The 23,202-nt window shown below is 39.6% G+C and carries 16 protein-coding genes and 1 pseudogene; 5 read left to right on the plus strand and 12 right to left on the minus strand.

Annotated elements, in window-relative coordinates; genetic code table 11:
- Window positions 1-32: 32 nt before the first annotated feature.
- From QYZ87_00790 to QYZ87_00830, 9 genes are all read right to left on the minus strand, one after another.
- Window positions 33-1,226, minus strand: a complete 1,194-nt coding sequence (locus QYZ87_00790; protein MDN4753075.1) for an FprA family A-type flavoprotein — start codon at window positions 1,224-1,226, stop codon at window positions 33-35.
- Between the two features lie 60 nt (window positions 1,227-1,286).
- Complete coding sequence (gene lgt / locus QYZ87_00795) at window positions 1,287-2,147, minus strand: prolipoprotein diacylglyceryl transferase (GenBank protein MDN4753076.1); 861 nt, start codon at window positions 2,145-2,147, stop codon at window positions 1,287-1,289.
- Window positions 2,148-2,168: 21 nt separating this feature from the next.
- A complete protein-coding gene (locus tag QYZ87_00800) occupies window positions 2,169-2,759 on the minus strand; it encodes a DUF3575 domain-containing protein (GenBank protein MDN4753077.1) in 591 nt (196 codons plus the stop codon).
- A 304-nt stretch (window positions 2,760-3,063) separates the two neighbouring features.
- A complete protein-coding gene (locus QYZ87_00805; protein ID MDN4753078.1) occupies window positions 3,064-3,537 on the minus strand; it encodes a hypothetical protein in 474 nt (157 codons plus the stop codon).
- A gap of 1 nt (window position 3,538) precedes the next feature.
- Window positions 3,539-5,746, minus strand: coding sequence for a peptidase domain-containing ABC transporter (locus QYZ87_00810; protein MDN4753079.1), 2,208 nt, complete (start codon window positions 5,744-5,746; stop codon window positions 3,539-3,541).
- A gap of 1,064 nt (window positions 5,747-6,810) precedes the next feature.
- On the minus strand, window positions 6,811-9,102 hold the full coding sequence (locus QYZ87_00815) for an outer membrane beta-barrel protein (GenBank protein MDN4753080.1): 2,292 nt from the start codon (window positions 9,100-9,102) through the stop codon (window positions 6,811-6,813).
- A 542-nt stretch (window positions 9,103-9,644) separates the two neighbouring features.
- A complete protein-coding gene (locus QYZ87_00820) occupies window positions 9,645-9,809 on the minus strand; it encodes a hypothetical protein (GenBank protein MDN4753081.1) in 165 nt (54 codons plus the stop codon).
- A gap of 11 nt (window positions 9,810-9,820) precedes the next feature.
- Window positions 9,821-11,668 (minus strand): radical SAM protein, encoded by a 1,848-nt coding sequence (locus QYZ87_00825; GenBank protein ID MDN4753082.1) that lies wholly within the window; start codon window positions 11,666-11,668, stop codon window positions 9,821-9,823.
- A 90-nt stretch (window positions 11,669-11,758) separates the two neighbouring features.
- Entirely contained in the window at window positions 11,759-12,646 is an 888-nt protein-coding gene (locus QYZ87_00830; GenBank protein ID MDN4753083.1) for a hypothetical protein, read from the minus strand.
- Between the two features lie 175 nt (window positions 12,647-12,821).
- Here QYZ87_00830 and QYZ87_00835 point away from each other — a divergent pair, with 175 nt between their 5' ends.
- From QYZ87_00835 to QYZ87_00845, 3 genes and pseudogenes are all read left to right on the plus strand, one after another.
- Complete coding sequence (locus QYZ87_00835; GenBank protein ID MDN4753084.1) at window positions 12,822-14,234, plus strand: HAMP domain-containing sensor histidine kinase; 1,413 nt, start codon at window positions 12,822-12,824, stop codon at window positions 14,232-14,234.
- Window positions 14,206-14,898, plus strand: a complete 693-nt coding sequence (locus QYZ87_00840) for a response regulator (protein MDN4753085.1) — start codon at window positions 14,206-14,208, stop codon at window positions 14,896-14,898. Before QYZ87_00835 ends, QYZ87_00840 begins: the two co-directional genes overlap by 29 nt.
- A gap of 171 nt (window positions 14,899-15,069) precedes the next feature.
- Window positions 15,070-15,822 (plus strand): annotated as a pseudogene (locus QYZ87_00845) (DUF4099 domain-containing protein).
- Window positions 15,823-15,960: 138 nt separating this feature from the next.
- On the opposite strand, the gene QYZ87_00850 reads toward QYZ87_00845, so the two are convergent.
- From QYZ87_00850 to QYZ87_00860, 3 genes are all read right to left on the minus strand, one after another.
- Entirely contained in the window at window positions 15,961-18,081 is a 2,121-nt protein-coding gene (locus QYZ87_00850) for a hypothetical protein (GenBank protein ID MDN4753086.1), read from the minus strand.
- A gap of 211 nt (window positions 18,082-18,292) precedes the next feature.
- Window positions 18,293-18,901 carry a helix-turn-helix domain-containing protein gene (locus QYZ87_00855; GenBank protein ID MDN4753087.1) on the minus strand — a complete coding sequence of 203 codons (609 nt, stop codon included), beginning with the start codon at window positions 18,899-18,901 and terminating at the stop codon, window positions 18,293-18,295.
- A 969-nt stretch (window positions 18,902-19,870) separates the two neighbouring features.
- Window positions 19,871-20,728 carry a neutral zinc metallopeptidase gene (locus tag QYZ87_00860; protein MDN4753088.1) on the minus strand — a complete coding sequence of 286 codons (858 nt, stop codon included), beginning with the start codon at window positions 20,726-20,728 and terminating at the stop codon, window positions 19,871-19,873.
- A 274-nt stretch (window positions 20,729-21,002) separates the two neighbouring features.
- Here QYZ87_00860 and rocD point away from each other — a divergent pair, with 274 nt between their 5' ends.
- Window positions 21,003-22,232, plus strand: a complete 1,230-nt coding sequence (rocD, locus tag QYZ87_00865) for an ornithine--oxo-acid transaminase (protein ID MDN4753089.1) — start codon at window positions 21,003-21,005, stop codon at window positions 22,230-22,232.
- 1 nt (window position 22,233) lies between these two features.
- Window positions 22,234-23,196, plus strand: coding sequence for an arginine deiminase-related protein (locus QYZ87_00870; protein ID MDN4753090.1), 963 nt, complete (start codon window positions 22,234-22,236; stop codon window positions 23,194-23,196).
- The last annotated feature ends 6 nt before the right edge of the window (window positions 23,197-23,202 follow it).

Consider the following 23,202-nt stretch of genomic DNA (forward strand, 5'->3'; position numbering starts at 1 on the left):
ATTATAAAAACTATTATTCCCTCCCCCACTCACTATTTTTTCTTTACGGCTCCTGCCATTACACGGCCAAGCTCCCAAGCCTGACTCATAATATCTTCATCCATACTCATGAGCATCTTAATAGGTTCAGCGACCTTGCTCCACTTCATTTTCTCGCAATACTCCTCAATAGGCTTAATCGTATTAGGATTCCATGACCCTGAAGAAATGACAGCATACATACGATTTGGGATATTACGAGCGGCCACAGCATCTAGAGCCTCCTGAATATGAGGCCAAAGCCCATTATTATACGTAGGTGAAGCCCAGATAACCCCCTTGTATCTGAAGATGTCACTGATGACATATGAAGAATTAGACTTACCCATGTGATGGAGCTTGACATTCTTAACTCCATGAGCTGCTATACTTCTACCAATGAGCTCAGCGAGATGCTCAGTATTTCCATACATCGAGCCAAACACAATGACCACTCCCTCCTCTGGTTCGTAGCTTGACAACTTATTATATAGTTCCATCACCTCGGGAATATGCTTACGCCATACAACACCGTGCACCGGACAGATAGTTTGAATATCCCACTTTGCGGCTTTCTCTAATGCCTTAGTAGTAAAACTTCCGTACTTACCAACTATATTGGTATAATACCTCTGTACCTCTGGGAATAACCAATTGAGATCTTGTTGCTCATCAAAAAATCCTCCATCAATGGCACCAAAAGCACCAAAAGCATCAGCACTAAAGAGGGTCTTCTCCAAAGGATCGTAAGTGAACATCACTTCAGGCCAGTGGACCATGGGAGCGAACATAAACTTCAGACTTCGGCTACCAATATTTAATTCACTATCCTCGCCAACTTCAACCAATCCCTCAGTGATATGATGATATCCCTTAAGCATAGCCAAGGACTTCTTATTACCAACGATTTGGACATTAGGATACTTATTTCTCAGAAGGCGAATGGCTCCTGAATGGTCTGGCTCCATGTGCTGAACAATCAAATAGTCCAGATCCGATCCGTCCAAAGCACTCTCCAATTGACCAAAGAATTGCTCACTAAAATTGACATCCACGGTATCAAGGAGTACATTTTTTTCATCCTTGATTAGATAGTTATTGTAGGCCATGCCCCTTGGAACAGGATAAACATGCTCAAACTTATCTATTATTCTATCATTCTGACCAAAGAAATATGTTGAGTCATTAACTTTCAAATTATACTTCATAGATGTTTTAAATTGGAACTAAAAAAAATTAAATTATTGTATATACTAATAAAATACATATTACTTCTTATTTACTTTTACTCTAGGCTTTGGATACACCTTCTCAGGCGTCTTAAGCGCATGCACCATGGCCACAATACCCACAATGATGAATGGTATGCTCAACCACTGCCCCATATTGAGCGTCATACTGGCCTCAAAATCAACCTGGTCGTTCTTAACGAACTCGATGAAAAAACGAGCGACAAAGATCATGACCATAGAAAAGCCGAAGATAAAGCCTTCTTTCTTCTGAGCATCCTTCTTCCAGTACAGCCACATACATATGGCAAAGGTAAGGAGATACCAAAGTCCCTCATATATCTGAGTTGGATGAGATGGGGCTGAAAAAATAGGCTCTGCTCCTGCTCTCCAGGCACTGATATTCTGAATAAAACGGAAGCCCCATGGCATATCTGTGGCATGGCCATATATCTCGTGATTCATAAGATTACCAAAGCGAATCATAGCCGCAACAATACCAGTAGGAACACAAAGGCGGTCAAAACTCCAAAGCATAGATCTCTTAGACACACGCTTAGAGTAAATATACATAGCAATCACTATCCCTAGAACTCCTCCATGACTCGCTAGTCCCCCTTTCCATGTTTTTAAGATCTCTACGGGATGAGCAAGATAGTATTCGGGCTCATAAAAGAGGCAATGTCCTAACCGTGCACCTACTATAACAGCAATTAGAACATAGAGAACCATGGAATTTAGCCAAGACTCTGGCAAATCCTCATGCTTCCACATTTTAGAAAGGATAGTAGCACCAAAGACAAATAGTCCAACGGCAAAGAACACACCATACCATGCTATTCTCAATGGACCAAACTCTACCAAAATAGGATCTACGGTCCAAGTAATTACGTTTAACATATCATTTTATAGTTTATTGTATCAGAAACGCTTACCTATCGAAAGTCCTAGACCTAAATAGATTATCCTAGAGTCTGGACCTGAAAAATTACGTCCAGCCATTAGGCTAGTCTCGACGACCCAATTTCGCCGTGAAATATACTTATATCCTACGCCTACACCCATGCCAAAGCCTGACTTATTTTTTCTAGTCACCTCATTGAGAGTGTAATTTGAGTCTACCGATGGCTCTAACTCATTTATCTTATACAGAGTGTATGCTGTGTTTACTTCAGCAAAAAAGCCACGAAGGGAATGCACATTCTTATTACTCCCAGTATAAAAATGCCATCGAACATACGGCATCAATTGGAATGCTCCCAAATATTCAATTTCGTTATTGAAAGAGAAGCCTAGGCGTCCTCCTACTGAAAGGTCTTGATTAAACGAATACTCATACGCCACCTCAGGGTGTTGAAGAAGGATCGTGCTCAAAGCATTCACTTTAACCTCATGCTTCTTCATTTCTGGAGCATAAAATCCCTCACTCTGTTCTTGAGCCTCTAATGATGAGATATAGCCAAGTGTCAGCCCAAAAAGAAGGATTAACCTAAAAATATAATTCTTTTCCATTCTGATAAAATAAATTATTTTGCCGTGACAAATATACACAAAACTCGCTGATCTCTAGGCTAAACGAAATCAACAAACCTTAATAGCCTCAGTTCGATATGATAAGACTGTTTGATTACCAATGTCTTGTAATTATTGTCGTTATAATTGGTTTTCTAATATCAAATAGAATCACTTTTAAAGCTTTCGTGCACCATCTATGGATTTTATAGAGCACAGAACATAAGACTAATCAGAAATAATAATTTGATATATCAATTGAGAGAGATGGTTTTCCTAGATCGAACTTACATTGTTGATGCACTTATTTTTTCTTTTTCGGCAGGAAGTGTGATAATAGATTATCTGAACTCTCTACTATGGTAAAGTCAAATGTGCTATTCTTAAGATTAGCTATGTTTTGAATCCCCCTATTTACTTCAATGACTACAGGATAGCGATTAAGAGTATCTCGTTTGCTCTCTATGTCTCTCAATCTCACATCCAATTTCTTGGTGTCAAGATGGACTGTAAGAAGAATAGGCTCATCAATATTTGTCAGAGTTTTGTTATTAGCAAAAGAGATATAGGCAGTCGTTGTAGGCTCCGAAATATCGTAAAAGGTAATGGTGCCTGAATAGACTTGCTTATACGGCATAAAATAGGCAATGCCAAATAAGACCATTAAGACGGCAAATAGGATAATAGTCCCGTATCTAACAAGTGCTGGAGGTATCTGTCCTACAATGCTCCGCACCTTTTCGCTTCTTAGTTCGTAGGTTTTCTCTCTGTTTTCCATATCAATTACCTAACTCTAATTGATTTTTTACGAGTTCATAGTACTTACCACGTCTAGCAGTCAAGCTATCGTGGTCGCCAACTTCTACGATCTTTCCCTCATCTAATACTACAATTTGGTCGGCATTGCATACGGTAGATAGACGATGAGCAACGACCACTACCGTTTTACCCTTGTAGAAATTCTCAAGCTTTTCCGTGATAGCTCGCTCATTATTAGCATCAAGTGCATTCGTTGCTTCGTCAAGGAATACAAATGTAGGGTCTTTATAGACCATTCGAGCAATCAGTATTCGCTGTCTCTGTCCTTGACTAATCCCTTGACCATCTTGACCGATCATTGTGTTGTAAGCCAGTGGAAGGCTCTCTATATGGTCAGCTATGTTAGCAATACAGGCAGCAGCTCTTATTCGCTCTATATCTGGGGTGTCATCGCTTATGGCGATATTCCGAGCTATTGTATCACTAAATAGATACCCCTCCTGCATCACTGCTCCACAGTGACTTCTCCACCAGCTTAGATTGTACTCCTCAAGGTCGGTCCCTGAGACCTTTATCTCACCCTCTAGTGGTGAATAATAACCAAGTAGTAGCTTAATCAAAGTGGTCTTTCCGCTTCCACTAGCCCCCACTATGGCTGTTACTTTTCCATTGGGAATGGTGAGATTAAGATTGTCTAGGATAGGAGTTGGACTATAGATATCATACTTAAAGGAAAGATTCTCCACCTTGATATCTAAGTTGTTCTGTGCAAAACTAGTAACATGTCGGTTACTATTCTCTTCGTTCTCTTCTGTATGGATTTCATTCATACGGTCTAGGCTGATGCTGACATCCTGCCAAGAGTAAATGAATTGGATCAATTGCTCTACGGGGCTATTGAGCTGACCGATAATATACTGCACAGCTAGCATCATACCAAGCGTCATATTACCCTGTATTACAGCTGTCGCAGCAAATACGGTAATGAGAATATTTTTCACCTCATTAATCGTGATACTTCCAGCCTGTTGTACTTGTTGGAGATTGAGACTCTGAAGATTGACCTTGAATAGATCAGCCTGCACATCTTCCCACTCCCATCGCTTTCTCTGCTCACACCCTTGTAGCTTAATCTCCTGCATACCATTGATGAGCTGATAGGTGACATTGCGGTTTCTGCCAGCTTGTTCAAAGAACTTGTAGTCAAGTGTTCTTCGCTTTTTGAGAAATAAAGTAATCCAACCAGCATAGAGGAGCGTACCGATGATAAACACTCCAAATATCAGGAGGTTATAGTAAGCTAGAACGATACTAAAGATGATGAAAGTAAAGAAAGAGAATAGCAGATTTAAGCTATTGGAGGTCAAGAATTGCTCCACCCTCCTATGATCCTCTATCCTTTCCAATAAGTCACCTAAGAGCTTGGTATCAAAGAACTTCATCGGTAGCTTCATCAACTTGATAAAGAAGTCGCTAATCAGCGATATATTGATTCTCGTGGAGATATGAAGAAGTAGCTTGGAGCGGATGAAGCTGATGGCAGTACGGCTAAAGAGTAGCATTAGCTGAGCCAGTAATACTAGCCAAATAAAACCGATGTCTCGCCCTCCAATACCGGTATCAACTATTGCTTGGGTGAGGAATGGGAAAACGAGCTGAATCAGCGAACCAAGCAAAAGTCCCAGTATAATCTGTCCTAAGTATCTGCGGTACTTCTTGACATAACTCCATAGGAAAGTCAGACGATTACCTTTCTCTAGCTTTCCACTATCAGCTAGTTCTTGGTTATAAAACTCGTCTGTCGGCTCTAAGAGTAGGACAATACCTTTCTCTTCCCCATTAGTCTTGGTACTCACCCAATGTTCGCAAAACTCCTCTTTGGAGTATGTGAGCAACCCTTTTCCAGGGTCTGCGATATAGACCCTATAATTGCCCTTACGAAGTTTCTTGACCTTATAAACGACTACAAAATGATTCTGATTCCAATGAGCGATACAGGGGAGCGGAGCTTCATTCTCTAGTGTCTCAAAAGTAATACGACCACCCAGTGAGTGCAACCCCCTCTTTTCTGCAGCCTTACTTACGCCCAGCAAAGAGACCCCCTCTTTACCTAAAGCACAATCCTCACAGATTTGCTCCAAGTCTAGATGACGACCATAGTGATTGACCACCATAGCCAAGCAAGCAGGCCCACAATCCATTGCGTCTTTCTGTTTAATAAAGTGCATAAATTAGTATACTGATAAGTGAATTAGATGCATAAAACTAAATGTCAAATCAAAAAAGAGTCTACTTAGTTTGTTATCTCATAAAGTGAGATTCAAAATATCTGAAACCCCGATGTCGTAAGGCAATTTTTCTCCATTTAATATAACGGCAGGAACTTCGTAAATTCAATTTGAAATACACCAATTATTATTTGCTTGTATCTCAGTTAAAGAGTTTTCCGAAAGAGTTTTTTATTGTATTGGTTAATAAACTTTTGATGTCAGTTTTGCTTCGTATCGAATACCACTTAAGAAGAATAGTTCTAAAATCTTGTCCATTCTCAATTGCAGAATAAATACTCTTAACAGATTCAAATTGCAACTGATTACCATATAAAAAAATATATTTAATGTTGCATGTTGATGAAGTGTTTTGGATAAAAAAAGAGGATTGATAATGCTCTCCACATTGCACACAAAACGGATTAATGACAACAATGATTCATGGGAAGCTCCTGTAGTGGAAATAGGCAAACTAGATTGATGTAAGTTCTTATTATGAGATATTCCATTTTTATCCTTCTCGAGATAATTTTTGACTAATCTTGCTTTTAATTTGTTGAGAAGGTATTTAGCGGAGATTAAATCGCTCTGATTTACAAAATGAGGTTTAACAAAAGAACTTAACACTAATGTTATAAGTAAAAAGACAAACGATAACGAAACTATTTCACTAACTTTATATTGATCAACTACTAATAAATTTTGGTGCATTATTTGTTTAATAAAGAAAGCTAATGTAAGCAATTGAACAAAGAGACAAAGAGGACAGAATTTTCTTTTTATGAAAATTTGATAAGAAAACGCCCATACTATAACCATAAAAGAAATTAAAGAAAAGAATATAATACCCGCTTACCCCGCAGTGGACTTACACCACCTAGATTATACACATGCACGGCACTCCAAAGAGGGGGGCTTTTCAATTCGAAAAGGCCCCCAGATATTACAGTACCCTATAACTATTACAAAGCTATTTCTAGCTTTTACTAGACAACAATAATTACAAATACATTATTGTGAACTCACATCCCAAAACGCTCTGTATTCAGCTGTGTAGGTTTCTTGATAGTCTTAAATCCTCCAAATGTATAGCGTATATCTAATGAAATAGAGCGATTGAAATTCATTGGTTCAAAATTGAACTTATGAATGCCATAATCCGCCTTTACCTTTGGGATAGCACTATTCAGCAGGTCATTGGCTTGCAGAGTGACGCTCCACTTCTGGTTTTGACTGGTCCACTTGGCACTAGCTGAGAGGTTAAACATATCAGCAAAGTCATAATAACCTTGCATACCACCTTTTATATATGTACCATTGAGCCCCAGAGAGATATTGTGCTTTTGACTGAGTCTAAAGTCATTGGTCATTGACGCAAAGAGCATTATTTTATTCCTCCTCAGCTTCTCAGCAAATGGCACATCCATCTGAAGCGAATTGAGCTGACCATTGATAGTTAGTTTGCCCTCCCACCACCTCATCTGAGGCAGAGGTAGCACAGCTACAGCTGATAGAGTGTTGTAGTAGTCCCAGTTCCAAGTCCTATAGACAATCTGATTACGTTCTGGGTCTAGGTACATCTGCTGTACAAAGTAATCAGGATTATAGGTATCCTCCAGTATGAATATATATTTTTGCTTATGGATATAGAGCAGCTTCGCATCATAGCTCACAAAAGGTCTCAGCTCAGGATTCCCCTTCCACATCTGATACTCGCTATGAATCATCTCAAATGGCTCCCGCTCATAGTAGGCGGGGTAGCTCTTTTGAGACTGGAGGTTAAATTGCACGATATTGGCGGGATTGATCACATAAGTAAGATTAGCTTGAGGAATCAGTTGGAAATTATCTTCGTGATCAAAGTATTTAGCATAGTCGCCTATCAGCGTAATACCAGCATTAAGTCTAGGCGAAAACTGCTTCTTGACACCTAGATAGAGGTCTGCCAGTAGCTCGCGACTAATCCTCTCGTTCTCAGATTTTATAGGTACAAAGTTGTCTTGCCTATTGACGGTATGAGAGTAGGATAGTTTACTTCCATACTCTAGTCCCCAGCCACTTTGCCAGCGATGACGATTGTCTATATGCGCACCCCACACTTCAGAAGATTGACTCTGAATATAGTGATGAGCTCTAGCCTCTAGGGGTGTTTTATCCATACCGTACTGCAGCTCCCTATCAGTGTTATAACGAGTATAAAAACCACCCACCATCAGACTATTATTATAGACATACTCCAGTGCGGCGTGATGAGTCTGCGTCTTACTCTCTTGATTGCGCTCTAGTGGACTTATATTTTTGATATCGCTCTCGATGTATCGATTGCGAGGATTGATATCGCCGTAATAATTGAGAGAGACTGAGTGCTTATCACAGCTATACGACAGGTCACTAAATAGCGTATGAGCTAAAAACTTTGACACGCCCACATTATTGACAGCAATTCCGCTATTGCCCCCAAATGGCTCTGTCTCAAAGCTCATATCTGTATATGATTTACCACCGCTGCCTTTGTAACCGCCATTAAAAGCCCAGCCACTCTCACCAGCATAGCTAATATTGCCACCGCCAGAATATGTATCGTAGAAGGTATTGTAATACCCAGCAAATAACTGCCCCGAAAGACCGCTCAGCTGCTTATCCTTGGATTGAGTCTTGAGGATCACATTGATAGAAGCCCCCTTTGCTCTGTATCGAGCGATTGGAGCATACGAAATCTCCACATTGGCGACCATCTGCACCGGGATTGTTTTCAGCATCTCCAGCAGCTGTCCCTGAGGGATATCGGACGGTTTGCTATTGAGCACCAGCGTATAACCAGTAGTGCCCATCAGCGTTGGCACACCACCCTCCATCGCCATTCCTGGCAATCTCCCCAGCATCTCGTAGGCTGTAGTGATCGGACTATTCTCAAAGAGCACATCAATGTCATAGTTCGGAATACTACCATCTACCAGTTTCATCAGCGGACGATCTGCTTTCACGACCAGTTCGTCCAGTGATAGGTCACTCTCCTCTAGATAGATCACTTCAGGCAAAGGCTCAGAAAGACTTAGCAAAGCATCCTTATAGGCGAGGTGTGAAATCCTTAAATACTTTGCTCCCTCACCTGTAAGTGAAAAAGTCCCCTCAGAATCGGAAGCCCCTACAGTCAGCACCAACGAATCACCATCCAGCAATACCACGGTAGCAAATTCCACCACCTGCTCTTTCCTATCCTTAATCACCGACTTATAAGTCACCTCCTGCGCCATTACTCCGATGGCACAAAACAAACTTACTACCACTAATTCTATTACTCTCTTTTTCTTCATAAGAATTCTTTTTTTTTAGTTGAAATCTACTTATACTCACTCCAAAAGTCTATTAACAAATTTTACTAGCTTTTTAATTCCAAGATTTATTGCCATCGTAAGATCAATGTAAACTTAAGGATAACGAAGAGAACTCCATATTTCAATCTACCTCATTTCAACTCTGTATTTTTCTATGTTTTGATCTGTAAGCTATAGAAATGTCGGCACAATGCAGGAAATTTTACCCTTGAAGTATCTGATTTTTGAATATAGTGGATTATTTATATTTAAAGAGGTCGCAGGCAAATTTAAGTAGTTATTGATGTAATAGAATCTGAAGTGAGTTTTCATCTATCTTACTAGTCCATCTCCAACAACTCTACTCCTTTAAAGCACCATTGTGGTAGATACTTTCAATTTACAAGTTTATTGATATCTTACCTTTATTTAGTTTGGCAAAATAAGGGTCAAATTCTCCAATGGATTACGAGCGGTCTATAGCAGAATTGAGGAGTTGTGACAGAAGGATGATGTCCTATAGCCACAACTCCAAATTCATTTTAGAATCTTATGCCCACACCTACCTGTATAGATGGGTCATTATTCACAGAAATACGGATTTGATGATTTCCTCCATCTCCAGAAGACGATTGAGTTCCTCCTTTGATTTTCTCCAAATCCATTGCACTTACATCAGCAAAACTTGCTTTCTTCAACTTTCTCATCTTGTTAAAATTTAAATGTTTTGTAAATTAGTATTGACTACACTGACAAACTCCCCTCTAGAGCGAGAATCATAAAGTAATCCTTCTGCAGAAAGAGCATCAAGAATACTCTCTAATGATATTTTATCTAAAGAAAAATAAGTCATTGTTTCTAAATATGACCTAACTTGTTCATTGGCAAAAGCGAGCACTTTCCAATGCATATCTTCAATTAAAAAGTCCAATCTATTTATCTCTTCATAATTACAATACTCATAATATGTGTTTGTGTTACCATTATTGATAATTTTATACTCAAACAGTGAGTTTGTGTAAAATTCATTCAATTTGTCAAACGATGCCCATAAGTCATCTTGTATTAGAATAACCATATGATAAATATAAAACCACCATTTTGAAGGAATGAAGTTTTTAGGAAGTCTTTTTTTAAGAGAGTCATCCAAAACATTCTCATACAAAGGATTGTTAATCAGAGAGTCGTAATAATAAGAAGTGCTAGAAACAGCCAAAGAGGAAACATTATGTTCAATAACCCCTTTCTTTAAGTAAAATCTTAGAAAATGAAGGTTTTGACATGCTTCTGAAATATCTTCTGTGTCTTCTTCTAATAAACCTCGAATGATATTCATTCCTCCCAAAGATATACCATAGCAGTCTGCCCATTTAACAAATAACAAATTGCTAGAAAAACTATTTTTCTTTTGAATTTTTCTGAGAATAGTATCTCCTGGAAATTCATACCCAATCTGGACATGATTAAACCCTGCCAGACTCATCTTTTTAATCAAATTCCTATTTAGCCCTTTCGTTATTATCTCTGCTAAAATTATCTCAAAGTCAGGAAAATTCACTCTTAGCATAATTAACATATCTAAGAGCATTTCAAAACGCTTTAAGTTCCCCCCAATTAAATCATTATCCAAAAAGGAAAACTTGTATATACCATACTTACTGATATAATACTCAAGTTCTCTAATTACCTTTTCAGGACTTTTTGTTCTATATTTATACCCATCATTAAGAAAGCAAAAATGACATTTATTCCAATGACAACCGCGACTCATTTCCAATGGAATAACTATCTTATCTTTATCTATTGTTTTATAGTTAAAAAAATCATCGTATTCAAATGAAAGTTCAGATTGAATGTCGTAATATTTTTTCTTTTGTTCGTTAAACACGATATTATTATATTTGTCTCTGAATGCAATTTGAGAAATACCCTCGAGAGAAAAACTCTTTTTGCACGCTAACACTACATCAATCAGTGACATTTCCCCTTCTCCCCACATTGCAATGTCAAATTGGGGAAAGGTATCTAAAAATGCATTTGCTGTACCTTTTGAACCAATACCTCCAACAGCTATTGGAATTTCCGGATGCTTTCTCCTAATGATTTCAGATATTACAGATGCAGCTACCCATTGATATAAGTGCAGGCAAAACCCAACGAGTAATGCTTCAGAAATGTCACGATCTATAATTTCATTTATTTTATCCTCAAGCTTCTTGATGTGGGTTAATACATGGTCTTTAAAGTCAAATTGGATTGAATCCAAAGAGGGTTTAATGCCTCTGAGGCGTATTTCCTCTCTTAATAGAAGGATGTAATCATTTCTCTTGAACGCTATGTAGCTATAAAATAGAGCCAATCGATCCGAATCACTAAAGCTATATGTGCTTTCAGCGAATAAAAAGCTCGCTAAAATTTCCTCTAGTTCAATATTCCAATATATGACCTTACAATTAATTCCTTCTTTAATAATTGCTTGTTTGAGAATACTGTGTGCTGGTGATGGCCATAAAGTGATAGCTGGCGGGCACCAATTTAATAATACTATACTGTTCTTCTTTTCCATTGTTATATATTAATAATCGTATCAGAATTTTGTGATTTCTAACTGCGATGGTGTTTGCTTTTTAAATTTTCCAAAGCTAATAAGTCAAAGTTATAAGTCGTACGAGACTTCGTAAGTAACACGTGACCGACCAGTTAATGGATTGATAGAGTAATTTGCACCTACACCTATGTTTTGGTAACCTACACCTCCTCCAAAACTTGAGTATCCATTAAACAACGCTTTTGGCGACGAACCATTATATGGCAGATTAGACTTACTTATAGAGCCCTTACCGTAAATAAATATCCCCAAATCTGTTGTATATTTAGCTTTCACACCACCATAGATTGCATTGTAGATTTTACCTCCATGGAGCATCGGGGAGAAGTAAGCTCCACCGTAGAGTGTGAGCTCCCAATTCTGGTTAGGGGTATAGACAAGTTCAGCTACTGGATTATAGTATCTTTCTCCCATTAGCGAACCCATATTGATGCTAGTTGAGAGTACTACGCTAGCAATAGGACTGTAATTGAGACCCAAATATCCAGAATACTGATTTATAGGAATTTGAAGCCATGGCACACTAGTATTTCCAATAGTTGAACCCATAGAAAGTGAGAGATTTTTAAGAATCTTATAGTCCAGTCTTAATGTCTTAGAATTAGAGAATAGCAAACTATGATGAACTCCTACAACAAATCCAGATGAAGCACCACCGCTTACTCTAAAAGGTGATATCTCGGCACTAAGTCTCTCACTATTTTCTGGTGCAAATATGGGCTCAGTAGCTCTATCTAGCTCTATCAATTCATTTATATCTTTCTTCTCTAGAGAATGGCTCCAATTCGGAGACTGCTTGGGAATCTCATGCTTAGGCTGATAATGAAGCCCAATACTATCTCGCATTATTAAGATAGAGTCCTTTGAAGTCTCCTGCGCCATCGCCCTGATAGCACATAACAGACATAGGATTAGTATTGTTACACACCTTTTCATACACTTATATTCTCTCTTTCATTAGTTTTAACTCACACTACAAAGGTCGGGGGAGTTTTAAAGAAAACCAAGCCAATTCTAACTGAAATTCTAACTGAAATCCTAACAAACGGATTTTTGGTGGAGGATCACTCGTAAAATACTATATTTGTGGCACTAATAGACAGTTATGATTATGACCTGGATAACAAAAAGCAAAGCAGGGAGCAGGAAGAGAGCATATCTCTTCCTTACCATTATTGCACTTCTCTTATATGTGGCGGTACAGCTCGCATGGGGCATCAATCTCTACAAAGCCCATGTGGAGAAAGAGAAGCAAGAAGTGGAGGTGATATTTAATGAGGTTCTTGAAATGTATGCATTTTCCTCCTTCAAGGAGAATCTGAAAAACCCTGTAGAGAGTGTAGGACTCAATATTGAGAGGGTTCTTGAAGCAGAGAAAGACTCAGTAGTGAGTGGTGCTATTTTTGAGATTAATTTGGACTCTCGTCAGCAGATGACCAATCTACTGAGTGATATCACGATACTTACAGGTATTATTAAGGATTCAGAGTTTTTGGACCGTGTTACTAGTTTTCTTGAAAGCAAAGTCGTTGGCAGAGATGTCTCATCATTCAAACTAACGCTACTAGCTGGTGATGAAGAGATAGGAAATAGAAAAATAGAGCTGAAGAGAAGTCACTTGTGGAACTATCAGCAAATTGTCTATAAGCACTATGAAACTAATGAACAGCAATATAGACTATACCTAGAGGTAACTTCTTCGCTTCCTTCGTCACTCAGTCTGGTATTTATTCTCTTTATCCTCGGTGTAGTGGTGCTTGTGGCGATACTTATTTTACTAGTTAGGATGAGTAGAGAGCTTAGGCTAGAGCGAGAGAGTACACAGCAGCAAGAGATCTTTTTCTACGGACTGGTACACGACCTCAAGCTCCCCCTATCACTTGCTCACTCTATGCTCTATGGATTGAGAAGCGACCACAGTGCGGAGCTTAGTGACGAACTAGAGAGTGGTCTGACAGAAGCAGACCAGTATATCTTGAAGCTGACAGAGGATGTCAATACTCTACTACTCATCAGGAGAGCAAGAGAGCAACGAAACTTTAGTCGAAGGGCTTTTTACCTCTATGACCTTCTGGAGGATATCATAGGCGAACTAATTTCTCACTATCCAGAAAAGGGGATTACACTAGAGCGGAGATTTGACACTGAGCTACAGCTCTACCAGCCGATAGAGGAGCTAAGACTCATCTTGAGGGTATTGCTCGATAATGCGGTTAAATACAATGACCTCGAACCATCTATCTGCATAGATGCGGTAGAAAAGAATGACTCCATAGCTATCGTCATCTGTGATGAGGCAGAGGGGATAGAAATCGCTATAGAGCAGAAGGAGCAGCTCATCACTCCTGTGTGGATCAAGAGAGTATCACAATCATCCAGCAGCGGTGTGGGACTGATGACTGCTTGGTCGCTGATCTCTGCTATGGGTGGTGAGATGAGATATGAAAAATCACAACCGAGAGGTTCAAAATTTACAATCCTATTACAAAAAACTGATGATGAAAAAGATAATGCTTATAGATGATGTGCTGAAGTATGGCTACGACTTGAAGAGCAAACTGGAGGAGCTGGGCTATGATGTCTATTACTCACCTACAGCACATGGAATTATGGACTTTATCAAGGATTACCAGCCCGAACTCCTCTTCCTAGATATCGAACTGAGAGAGGATAGAAATGGTATCGAGGTGTGTGAGGAGGTGACTCGTACGTATCCCGACCTCCTTGTTATCATCATTAGTAGCCACGCAGACCCGAGTGTCAAGGTGAAAGCGGTCAAAGCTGGTGCGCTCAGCTATGTAGAGAAGCCTCTGACAGCACAGCTACTGGCAGCTTATGCGGAGCGCTACTCCAAAGCTCCTAATGAGCAATATCGTGAGATGGAGATAGATTTTGGTGAGCAGATGATTTACTTTGCTGACGGTAGTATCGTAGGGATTAGTCCCATGCAGAGTCAGATGCTGAAGCTGCTAAATGAGCGTGAGGGTAAAAATGTGACATTTGCTGAGCTCAAGGCACATCTCTGGGGTGAAGAGCAGCTCCCCACCAATGCCGACGGGGTGATTTACAACGCTATCTCCAGTATCCGCCGTATCATCAATCGCTACACCGTCAACTCTTACCTCCGCTCCATCCACGGTATTGGTTACTGCTTCATAAATGGGGAGAGATCCGAAGAAGATTCATAAGTATCTTTTCTCTATACAATAGTCTTGTTGACACTAATAAGGTAGGAAGAAAATAGTGTTTTCTTCCTACCTTATAATTTTAGTTCCTTCTGTTTCACGGTTTTGAAATCGTATTTCCTTAGCGGATATATTTGCTTGGTAATTTGATTGATAACCAAAAGAATATGTCTTATGGAACAGAATGACAATGGACAACAAGAGTATGTGCTGATTTTAGAGGATCGCACGAAAGTTAAGAATGATCAGGAGGCTGGAAAGCTCTCTGTGGTAACAGGAATGGACGAGCAGGGCAAGCTCAAGACGACTGAGCCGATAGATGCCAATCAAGCAGCATTCCTCAAGTTTAATAATAAAGACGGTCTATTCAAGAACTTCATGAGCAACTTCCTCAGGCAGTTCAACAACCCGACCCACTTCGGACTTTACAGAGTAGCTGCCCAAGGAGTGGAAAAGAGCGTGGAGACTCTCAAGACTATGCTTCCTGAGCGTGAAGACCCAAAGATTAAAGCAGAGTTGGAGAAGAGTCAAGTTCGCTTTGAGGACTTCCTCCCTATGCAGAAGAAGACGACGGCCATTCCCGAAAACAAGGTAGATTGGAAGCAGTTGGAAACTATTGGAGTCACTAAGGAGCGATTGGAAGAGAGCGGACAATTGGAAAAACTCCTTAATTGGCAGAAGTCCGACCTTGTTACTATTGCAGTAAAAGCGGGCAAGGAGACCATCTACACAGATGCTCGTCTCGCACTTCGCACCAATGAAGATGGTGAAATCGGTTTGGCGATCCACAACATCCGTAAGGAGCCAAAGTTGGACTACCCATATCTGGGGTATAAGTTCACCGATGAGGAGAAAACCACACTACAGACTACGGGTAACCTAGATAAAGTGGTGCAAGTAACACCAAAGAATGATGAACCATTTTCCGTGACCCCTTCTTACTTAAAGCGAAGCTTCACAGATTTGTTCCACGTCAGGATGCCGACCATAGTGCTTAACCACCATAGCCAAGCACACTGGTCCACAATCCATCGCATCTCTTTGCAAAAAAAACAAATTTCATTTTTACTTTAAGATTGCTGATGAAGCTCCATACTGTTGTCCTACTTCGTTACCATGCTGTACTTTCTTACCGTAGCCAATGGTATAGGTCACAGAGAGATTGATGCGACGATGGAAATTATTACCCTCTAAGTATCTAATCTCAGAATATAGTGGACTATCAAATATCTCTGTCGAGGTCCTCCAGTCGTTTCTAAATAAGTTATTGCCACTTAGACGGATATTCAAGTTGTTCTTACTCCAACCTGCTTTTAATTGCCAGAAGTCCCTATCCTCATAATAGACAGCTCTGTTGCCCTGGATAGTACGGAACTTAGTCTGATAAGCACTTTGGAAGTAAAAGTTATTGAGGTAATAGGTCGCTGAAGCATTAAAATAGAAGGGAGCTTTGGACATATCGTAATAGCCAAGCACACGAAATAGGGTGACCGATGGGGAGGCTGCCAATTGGAGCTTACCATCAAACAACTTATAATTAAAGGAAGCTCCTAGCTGTACACGATGATACTGAGAGTCTGTATCGTACTTCCTTAATAGGACTTTGCCCTCTTTGTAATGCTCATAGATAGGCACATAGAGGTTTAGCTCCCCAAAGTATTGACTGTATAGAGAGGTTGAAAACTTATTATTGGGTATCCAATTATACGAAAGATTAAAATTAAACTGTCTTGAAAGCCTTATATCAGGGTTACCAGTAATATACATCAATTCATTATCCTGCAACACATTAGGAGTCTTCACACTTGCTCCAGGGTAATTAGCTCCAAAGTGGAAATAAGTCCTAAATGAGTGCTTGGACGAAGGAGAAAAGCCAGCTGAGATATTAAAAAGCGGATAAAGCTCCTTAATCGATTCCTTATTGATTCTATTCTCCTCCCACTGAAGCGAAGCATTGGCATTAAAGTTCCACTTATTATTGAAAAAGTTGTAGCCCAGAGTGGCACCACCATATTGCGACATAAATTCATTTTCATAGGGCGAAGTACCGCGGTAACTCACATCGCTCTTGTTCGCTCCATAATATCCCCTAATCAAGATGTTTTGACCATCTGACAGCCTCTTATTAAGCGTCGCAGTCAGCCCATACCTATACTGATCCTCTTCGGCATTATTCTCTATAGCAGTAGAGTTAGGCAAAGTATTAGAGTACAAGCTATTGTCATTCACTTTTCCATAGCTAGCAAAAGGACTAAAGCTAAGTTGAAATCCATTCTGAAGGACAAAGAAGTAAAAACCATTCCAAGTAATCAGTCTATGCTTTGTAGGATTGTCCCTCGTAAATTGATAGTCACTGCCTAGAGTCGGCTCGTAAAAAAGTGTACCTGCATATCTCGCCATCGGCTTTTCGGAGTAAGAGAAGCCTACCGTATTGGTTATTTGGGTCTTGTCAGCTTCATAGAATGCTCTAAATGTGATAGGATAGGTATTCTGTTTATAGTGAGCCTTATCAAATAGCTCTTTCCTAGTGATAGACTTAGGATTTCCACTCTCATCAAGCAGTGAATAAGTGCCAATCGTGGAGGTACCAATATTTCGGAGGTCATAATTAGAAGCACCTACATAGAGATCATAAATCATCTTTTTGTAAGCAAATTTTGAAAAGAGTGAGACATTGCTAGATAGTCCAGTGAGGAAATTCTCATTGACACTCAGCTTGGTGTACCCTCCATACTCATACTTGTGTACAATAAAGTGGATGACATGCTCACTACCCTGAAAGCGAGGATCAATAGGAAAGTCCAGATACTCCACTCGCCTCACGTCAGTCGTCAACAATCCATCAATATCCTGCTGAGAAGCAGGAATGTAATTGATGAATAGTGCTACACCAGCACCTATTGGAGTAGTCACCTTATTATTCATCAGGTTGATATTAATCTGAGGAATCGCCAACTGACGAAGCAAGTCCACAGCACTCTGAGCAGAGATTTTCTGGCTCATCGTTGGTGTAAATACAGAGGACTTGGCAGATGTCCTTTGTAACTGTGCATGAATAGTAACCTCCGGTAAAGTCTCCACCTGAAGCGTGTCCGTGTATTGAGCCCAACCAGTGATAGCGTACAAACCCGAAAATAATAAAAAGGGTATTGTGATTAGACTTCTTAAAAGTGTTTTATTGTTCATAATCTTGATTTCGTTCTATATTACAAATCCTTTTGACCTTGCCCAAAATGATTGAATGAACACCTTGAATTAAATCCTTTATGTGGCACTTCAATCCATTTCCTTCAACACATTTCTGATATATCTAATAAAATTTGAGGAGCTTTTCTTAAAATTTCTTGTGGTGCATTTCTACAACTATAAGCTCGTTATATTGAAGATTGCAACAAAATTATTTTTGTCTAATTAAGTTGTATATGTTTATCCATTGAGAGCGAAGCTCCTCTACAATCAATTCCTCATTTAGGGAATCGCTTATAGACTTTCCTACATATATGTTTCTGAAGTTGAGTGCCAGTTGTTCGACATCCACAGCATCAGTGATTTCATTAGCTTTTATAGACTCGTTAATTACACCTACCCACTTTTCTTGATCATGGTAGCTGGATTCTCTAATCTTTTCCTTTGTATTCGGATAGTTATTACTAAGGTAAAAAACTAAAGCAAAGAGATTCCTAGCTGATACTTCATCACCAAATCTTTCGTGAAATATCTTCATTCTATGCTCTATGTTTTCAAGTATAAGACTTAGAAAAGTTAGTAAAGGAGAGCTAATACTTGTATGGTCTGGCATTGATTCAACGGGCGAAGATTCTAAAAACTCAAAGACAAACTTCCCTATAGACTCAACGAATATGCTTTCTTTGCTTTTGAAGTGGTGGTAAATTCCACCCCGTGAAACTCCGGATGCCTTTTCTATATCAACAAGGCTTACAGCTTCATATCCATGCTTTAGGAAAAGCATGAATGACTCTTTCAATATTTGTTCTTTATTGCTCATTTGTAATCTTCTCAAATGAAAAACCTTGAATTACTTTCAAAAACCGACCGAAAAGTTTCTAAACAAATATATGCACATTAATTGGCATATGAAAATATACTAAACCTGTTAATTATTTTTGTTTTTATTAAATATTATTAGTGTCCGATAAACACACTTAACTCTTTGATAATCAAGATAGTTTTAAGAGACAAGCCCCCTTCTTCTAATTGTAGTGTAATGGACTATTATTCAATTCGTTATAAAAGCTATTAAAATTTTTATCGGACACCAATAATAGAATTTAACACTAACGTGAGATATACTATGCGTCCTAATGCGTTACCCATGGATAGATTCCATGGTGAATGGTCCTATTGGTACTGATAAGGTAGGAAGAAAGTATTGGTTTTCCCACCTAATAATTTTAGCTCCCTCTGTTTCACGATTTTGAAATCGTATTGCCTATACATATATATTCGTGGAGTTATCAGATTGAGAACCGCTAGAATATGTATTAAGAATACATAATGATAAAGAAAGAGAGCTCGTGGTGACATTAGATGATCTCACAGAAATTAAGAATAAGAAAAGTACCTGAAAACCTGCCCTAATTACTTGCGGAATGAGCATAGTGAACTCTAAAAAACAGAGCCGATAGATGCTAACAAAGCGGCACTATCTCTAGCCTTGAAGTCAAGTGGATGTCGTCTATAAACGGATCAGAACGCTAGCTATAGGGAGGAGAAACGCTTCATATAGGAAACATTTTTTCTTCCTATAGGAAGAAGAAATCGTTCTTATAAGAGAATTTTTTTACTCTTCAAGCCTATCATCTAGACACTACAGATTTCAGTTTGTCATGTTTGACTGAATCAAAAATGGACCATAACCTAGTATCATGCTTTATATACAAACGATAAAAAAAGCTCTTAGATTTATACAAACCTAAGAGCTTTCTGATAATCATTCGTGGCGGAGTACAGATATTTATAATGGATCCTTGAGATTGAATGTATCACCATCTTTGATAGTTCCCATTTGATAGCCTTTAGTCAACCATGCCATACGTTGCTTGGAAGTCCCGTGATTAAATGCATCCGGAACTACATAGCCCTGCGCTTCCATCTGTAGCTTGTCGTCTCCTATCGCGTGTGCAGCGTTGATGCCTTCTTCAAGGTCGCCAGGCTCCAGTGAATCGTACATAGCCTTTTCATAATGTGCCCATACTCCTGCATAATAATCTGCCTGGAGCTCTAGACGTACACTCACGGCATTAGCTTCTTTTTTACTCATCTGAGCCATCTTGGAATGAGCTTCATCCAAGGTGCCTAGTAAATACTGCACGTGATGACCTATCTCATGAGCAATGACATAAGCATAAGCAAAATCGCCTCCAGCACCTAACCTATTCTTCATTTCAACAAAGAAAGATAAGTCAATGTAAACGGTCTGATCTGCTGAACAGTAAAAGGGGCCTACTTGTGCCGACGCTGCACCACATCCACTTTCTACTGAATTGGTAAACATAACCAACTTAGGTGCTCTGTATGTCATCCCATTTTCAGCGAAAACGTTTGTCCAGACATCCTCGGTACCGGCTAGGACCTTTTTTACAAATGTAGCCATCTCCTCCTCCTGAGCTGTTGGTACATACTCCTCTGTGGTTGCAGGGGTTGGAATGATCTCAGCACCATTATCTTTTAGGACATCCAATGGATTACCACCTAGGACCCAAGTAATCAATCCAAGAATGATTAGCCCTCCTACTCCTAGGGATGCCTTCCGAGTCCTTTTTCCTCGGCGATCCTCTACATTTTCACTCTCTCTACGTCCATTTAGCTTCATAATTTAATACGGTATAATAATAATTTATTTTGCAGCAAAGATATTAAAAATTCATGATGTTACTTTTAAAATGAATCAAAGATAAGACAAAATAGACCACAATATCGACTCGCACCGAAACAACATTGAGTCATAAAAATAACAATTTCTTAACCAACGGTCAATACATTATACTATTTTATTGATATTTAGTTGATAATATGAATTAATTTCATTTAATTTGTACGAGAGGGAATGAATACCCGACTTAACCCTAAATATAAAAAATAACCCTATGGAAATTTCAAAGAATGCACAGCGGTATATCGCCCAAGAGGAAAAATATGGAGCACATAACTACCACCCACTCCCGGTAGTACTCGCCAAAGGAAAGGGGGCGTATGTATGGGATGTGGATGGCAAAAAGTACTATGACTTTTTATCCGCTTACTCAGCTGTTAATCAAGGACACTGCCACCCCAAAATCATTCAAGCACTTAAGGATCAAGCTGCGCAGCTCTGTCTGACATCAAGGGCATTTTATAACGATGACTTAGGCCCGTATGAGGAGTATATGCATCATTACTTTGGTTATGACAAGGTTCTTCCAATGAATAGTGGTGCGGAGGCAGTCGAGACTGGAGTAAAACTAGCCCGTCGATGGGGATATCGTATAAAGGGCATCCCTAAGGATGAAGCTCTTGTCATTGTCTGTAATGGTAATTTTCATGGTCGTACCATAAGTATTGTAAGCATGAGTAATGATCCATCTGCCTATACTGATTATGGACCATACACACCAGGCTTTGTTAACATCCCTTATAATGATATCGAAGCGTTAGAGACTACCCTTTCGACTCAAGGAACGAAGGTCGCAGCCATGCTTGTGGAGCCAATCCAAGGTGAGGCTGGTGTATATGTCCCTGATGATGGCTACATAAAGAAAGCTTATGATTTGTGTAAAATGCACAATGTCCTATTCATCGCCGATGAGATCCAGACAGGCATCGCCCGAACTGGTAAGATGCTAGCATGCGATCATGAAGGCGTCAGACCAGATATAGTCCTCTTAGGGAAGGCTATAAGTGGTGGAGTTCTTCCGGTATCCGCTGTTCTTGCCGATGACGAAATCATGATGACTATAGGTCCAGGTGAACATGGCAGTACTTACGGTGGATTTCCCCTTGCTTGTAAAGTAGCCATGGCAGCCCTTGATGTGGTCAAGGAAGAAAACATGATGGAGAATGCGGCTAGGCTCGGAAAAATATTCCGTGACGAGATGGAAGCTATTGATACTCCATTTATAGAAATAGTTAGGGGAAAGGGACTTCTAAATGCAGTGGTAATCAGGCCTTATAAAGGCAAAGAAGCCTGGGATGTGTGCCTGAAGATGGCTGAAAATGGATTACTAGCAAAGCCTACTCATGGTCATATTATCCGCTTTGCTCCTCCACTATGTATTACAGAAAATGAACTAAGAGATGCGATATCTATTATTAAAAAGTCTATTCTAGAAATGGTCTAAAATGATACGCAAACAAACAACTGATACAGTACTGATGGTCCGCCCCGCAAGGTTTGGTTTTAATGAGGAAACGGCTGTAACTAATCATTTCCAAGTTCGTTCGGATCAGCAGGTTGATGTTGCGATGGAAGCATTAGCGGAGTTTGATCATTATGTAGATCTACTTCGAAAAAATGGAGTCGAGGTCATCGTGGTGCAGGATACTCTAGAGCCAGCGACTCCGGACTCCATCTTCCCCAATAATTGGTTTAGCACACACTGCACTGGAGAGCTTGTCTTCTATCCTATGTTTGCCGATAATAGGCAACTGGAACGTAAGCTGGAGGCTGTAGATATGCTATCATTGATGCCAGGAGTTACAAAGATCATTGATCTCACGAAATGGGAAGCTGACATGAAAGCTCTTGAGGGAACAGGAAGTATGATCCTGGATCGTGTCAATAAGGTCCTCTTTGCCTGCAGAAGCCCCAGAACAGATGAAGAAATCCTAGCCGAATTCTGTAAGGAACTTGACTACGAGTACATTCTCTTCGATTCAACTGATGACGAAGGGCGGCCTATCTACCACACAAATGTCATGATGTGCATTGCTCCTAAGCAGGTTATCATCTGTATGGATAGTATTAAGTCTGAAAAAGAACAACAAACGCTGAGGGCATGCTTTAGGAGTGCTGGGAGAGAAATTGTCGAAATAACCCAAGAGCAAGTCAAGTCATTTGCAGGGAATATGCTTGCACTGCACAACAAATCGGGAGCTCCCCTACTCGTCATGAGCAAAGCAGCCTATGATAGCCTTACGCCTGATCAGATTAAGAGACTGAGTAACAAGAGCAAATTAATCACACCTAATCTTAACGTCATTGAGAAGAATGGTGGTGGCTCTGCTAGATGTATGATAGCTGAGATCTTCTTGGCTCATAATAAAAAGATTGCAGAAGAAGAACTTATACTAATATTTGAATAAATAATA

The sequence above is a fragment of the Porphyromonadaceae bacterium W3.11 genome, from assembly GCA_030434245.1.
GTDB lineage: Bacteria > Bacteroidota > Bacteroidia > Bacteroidales > Porphyromonadaceae > Porphyromonas_A.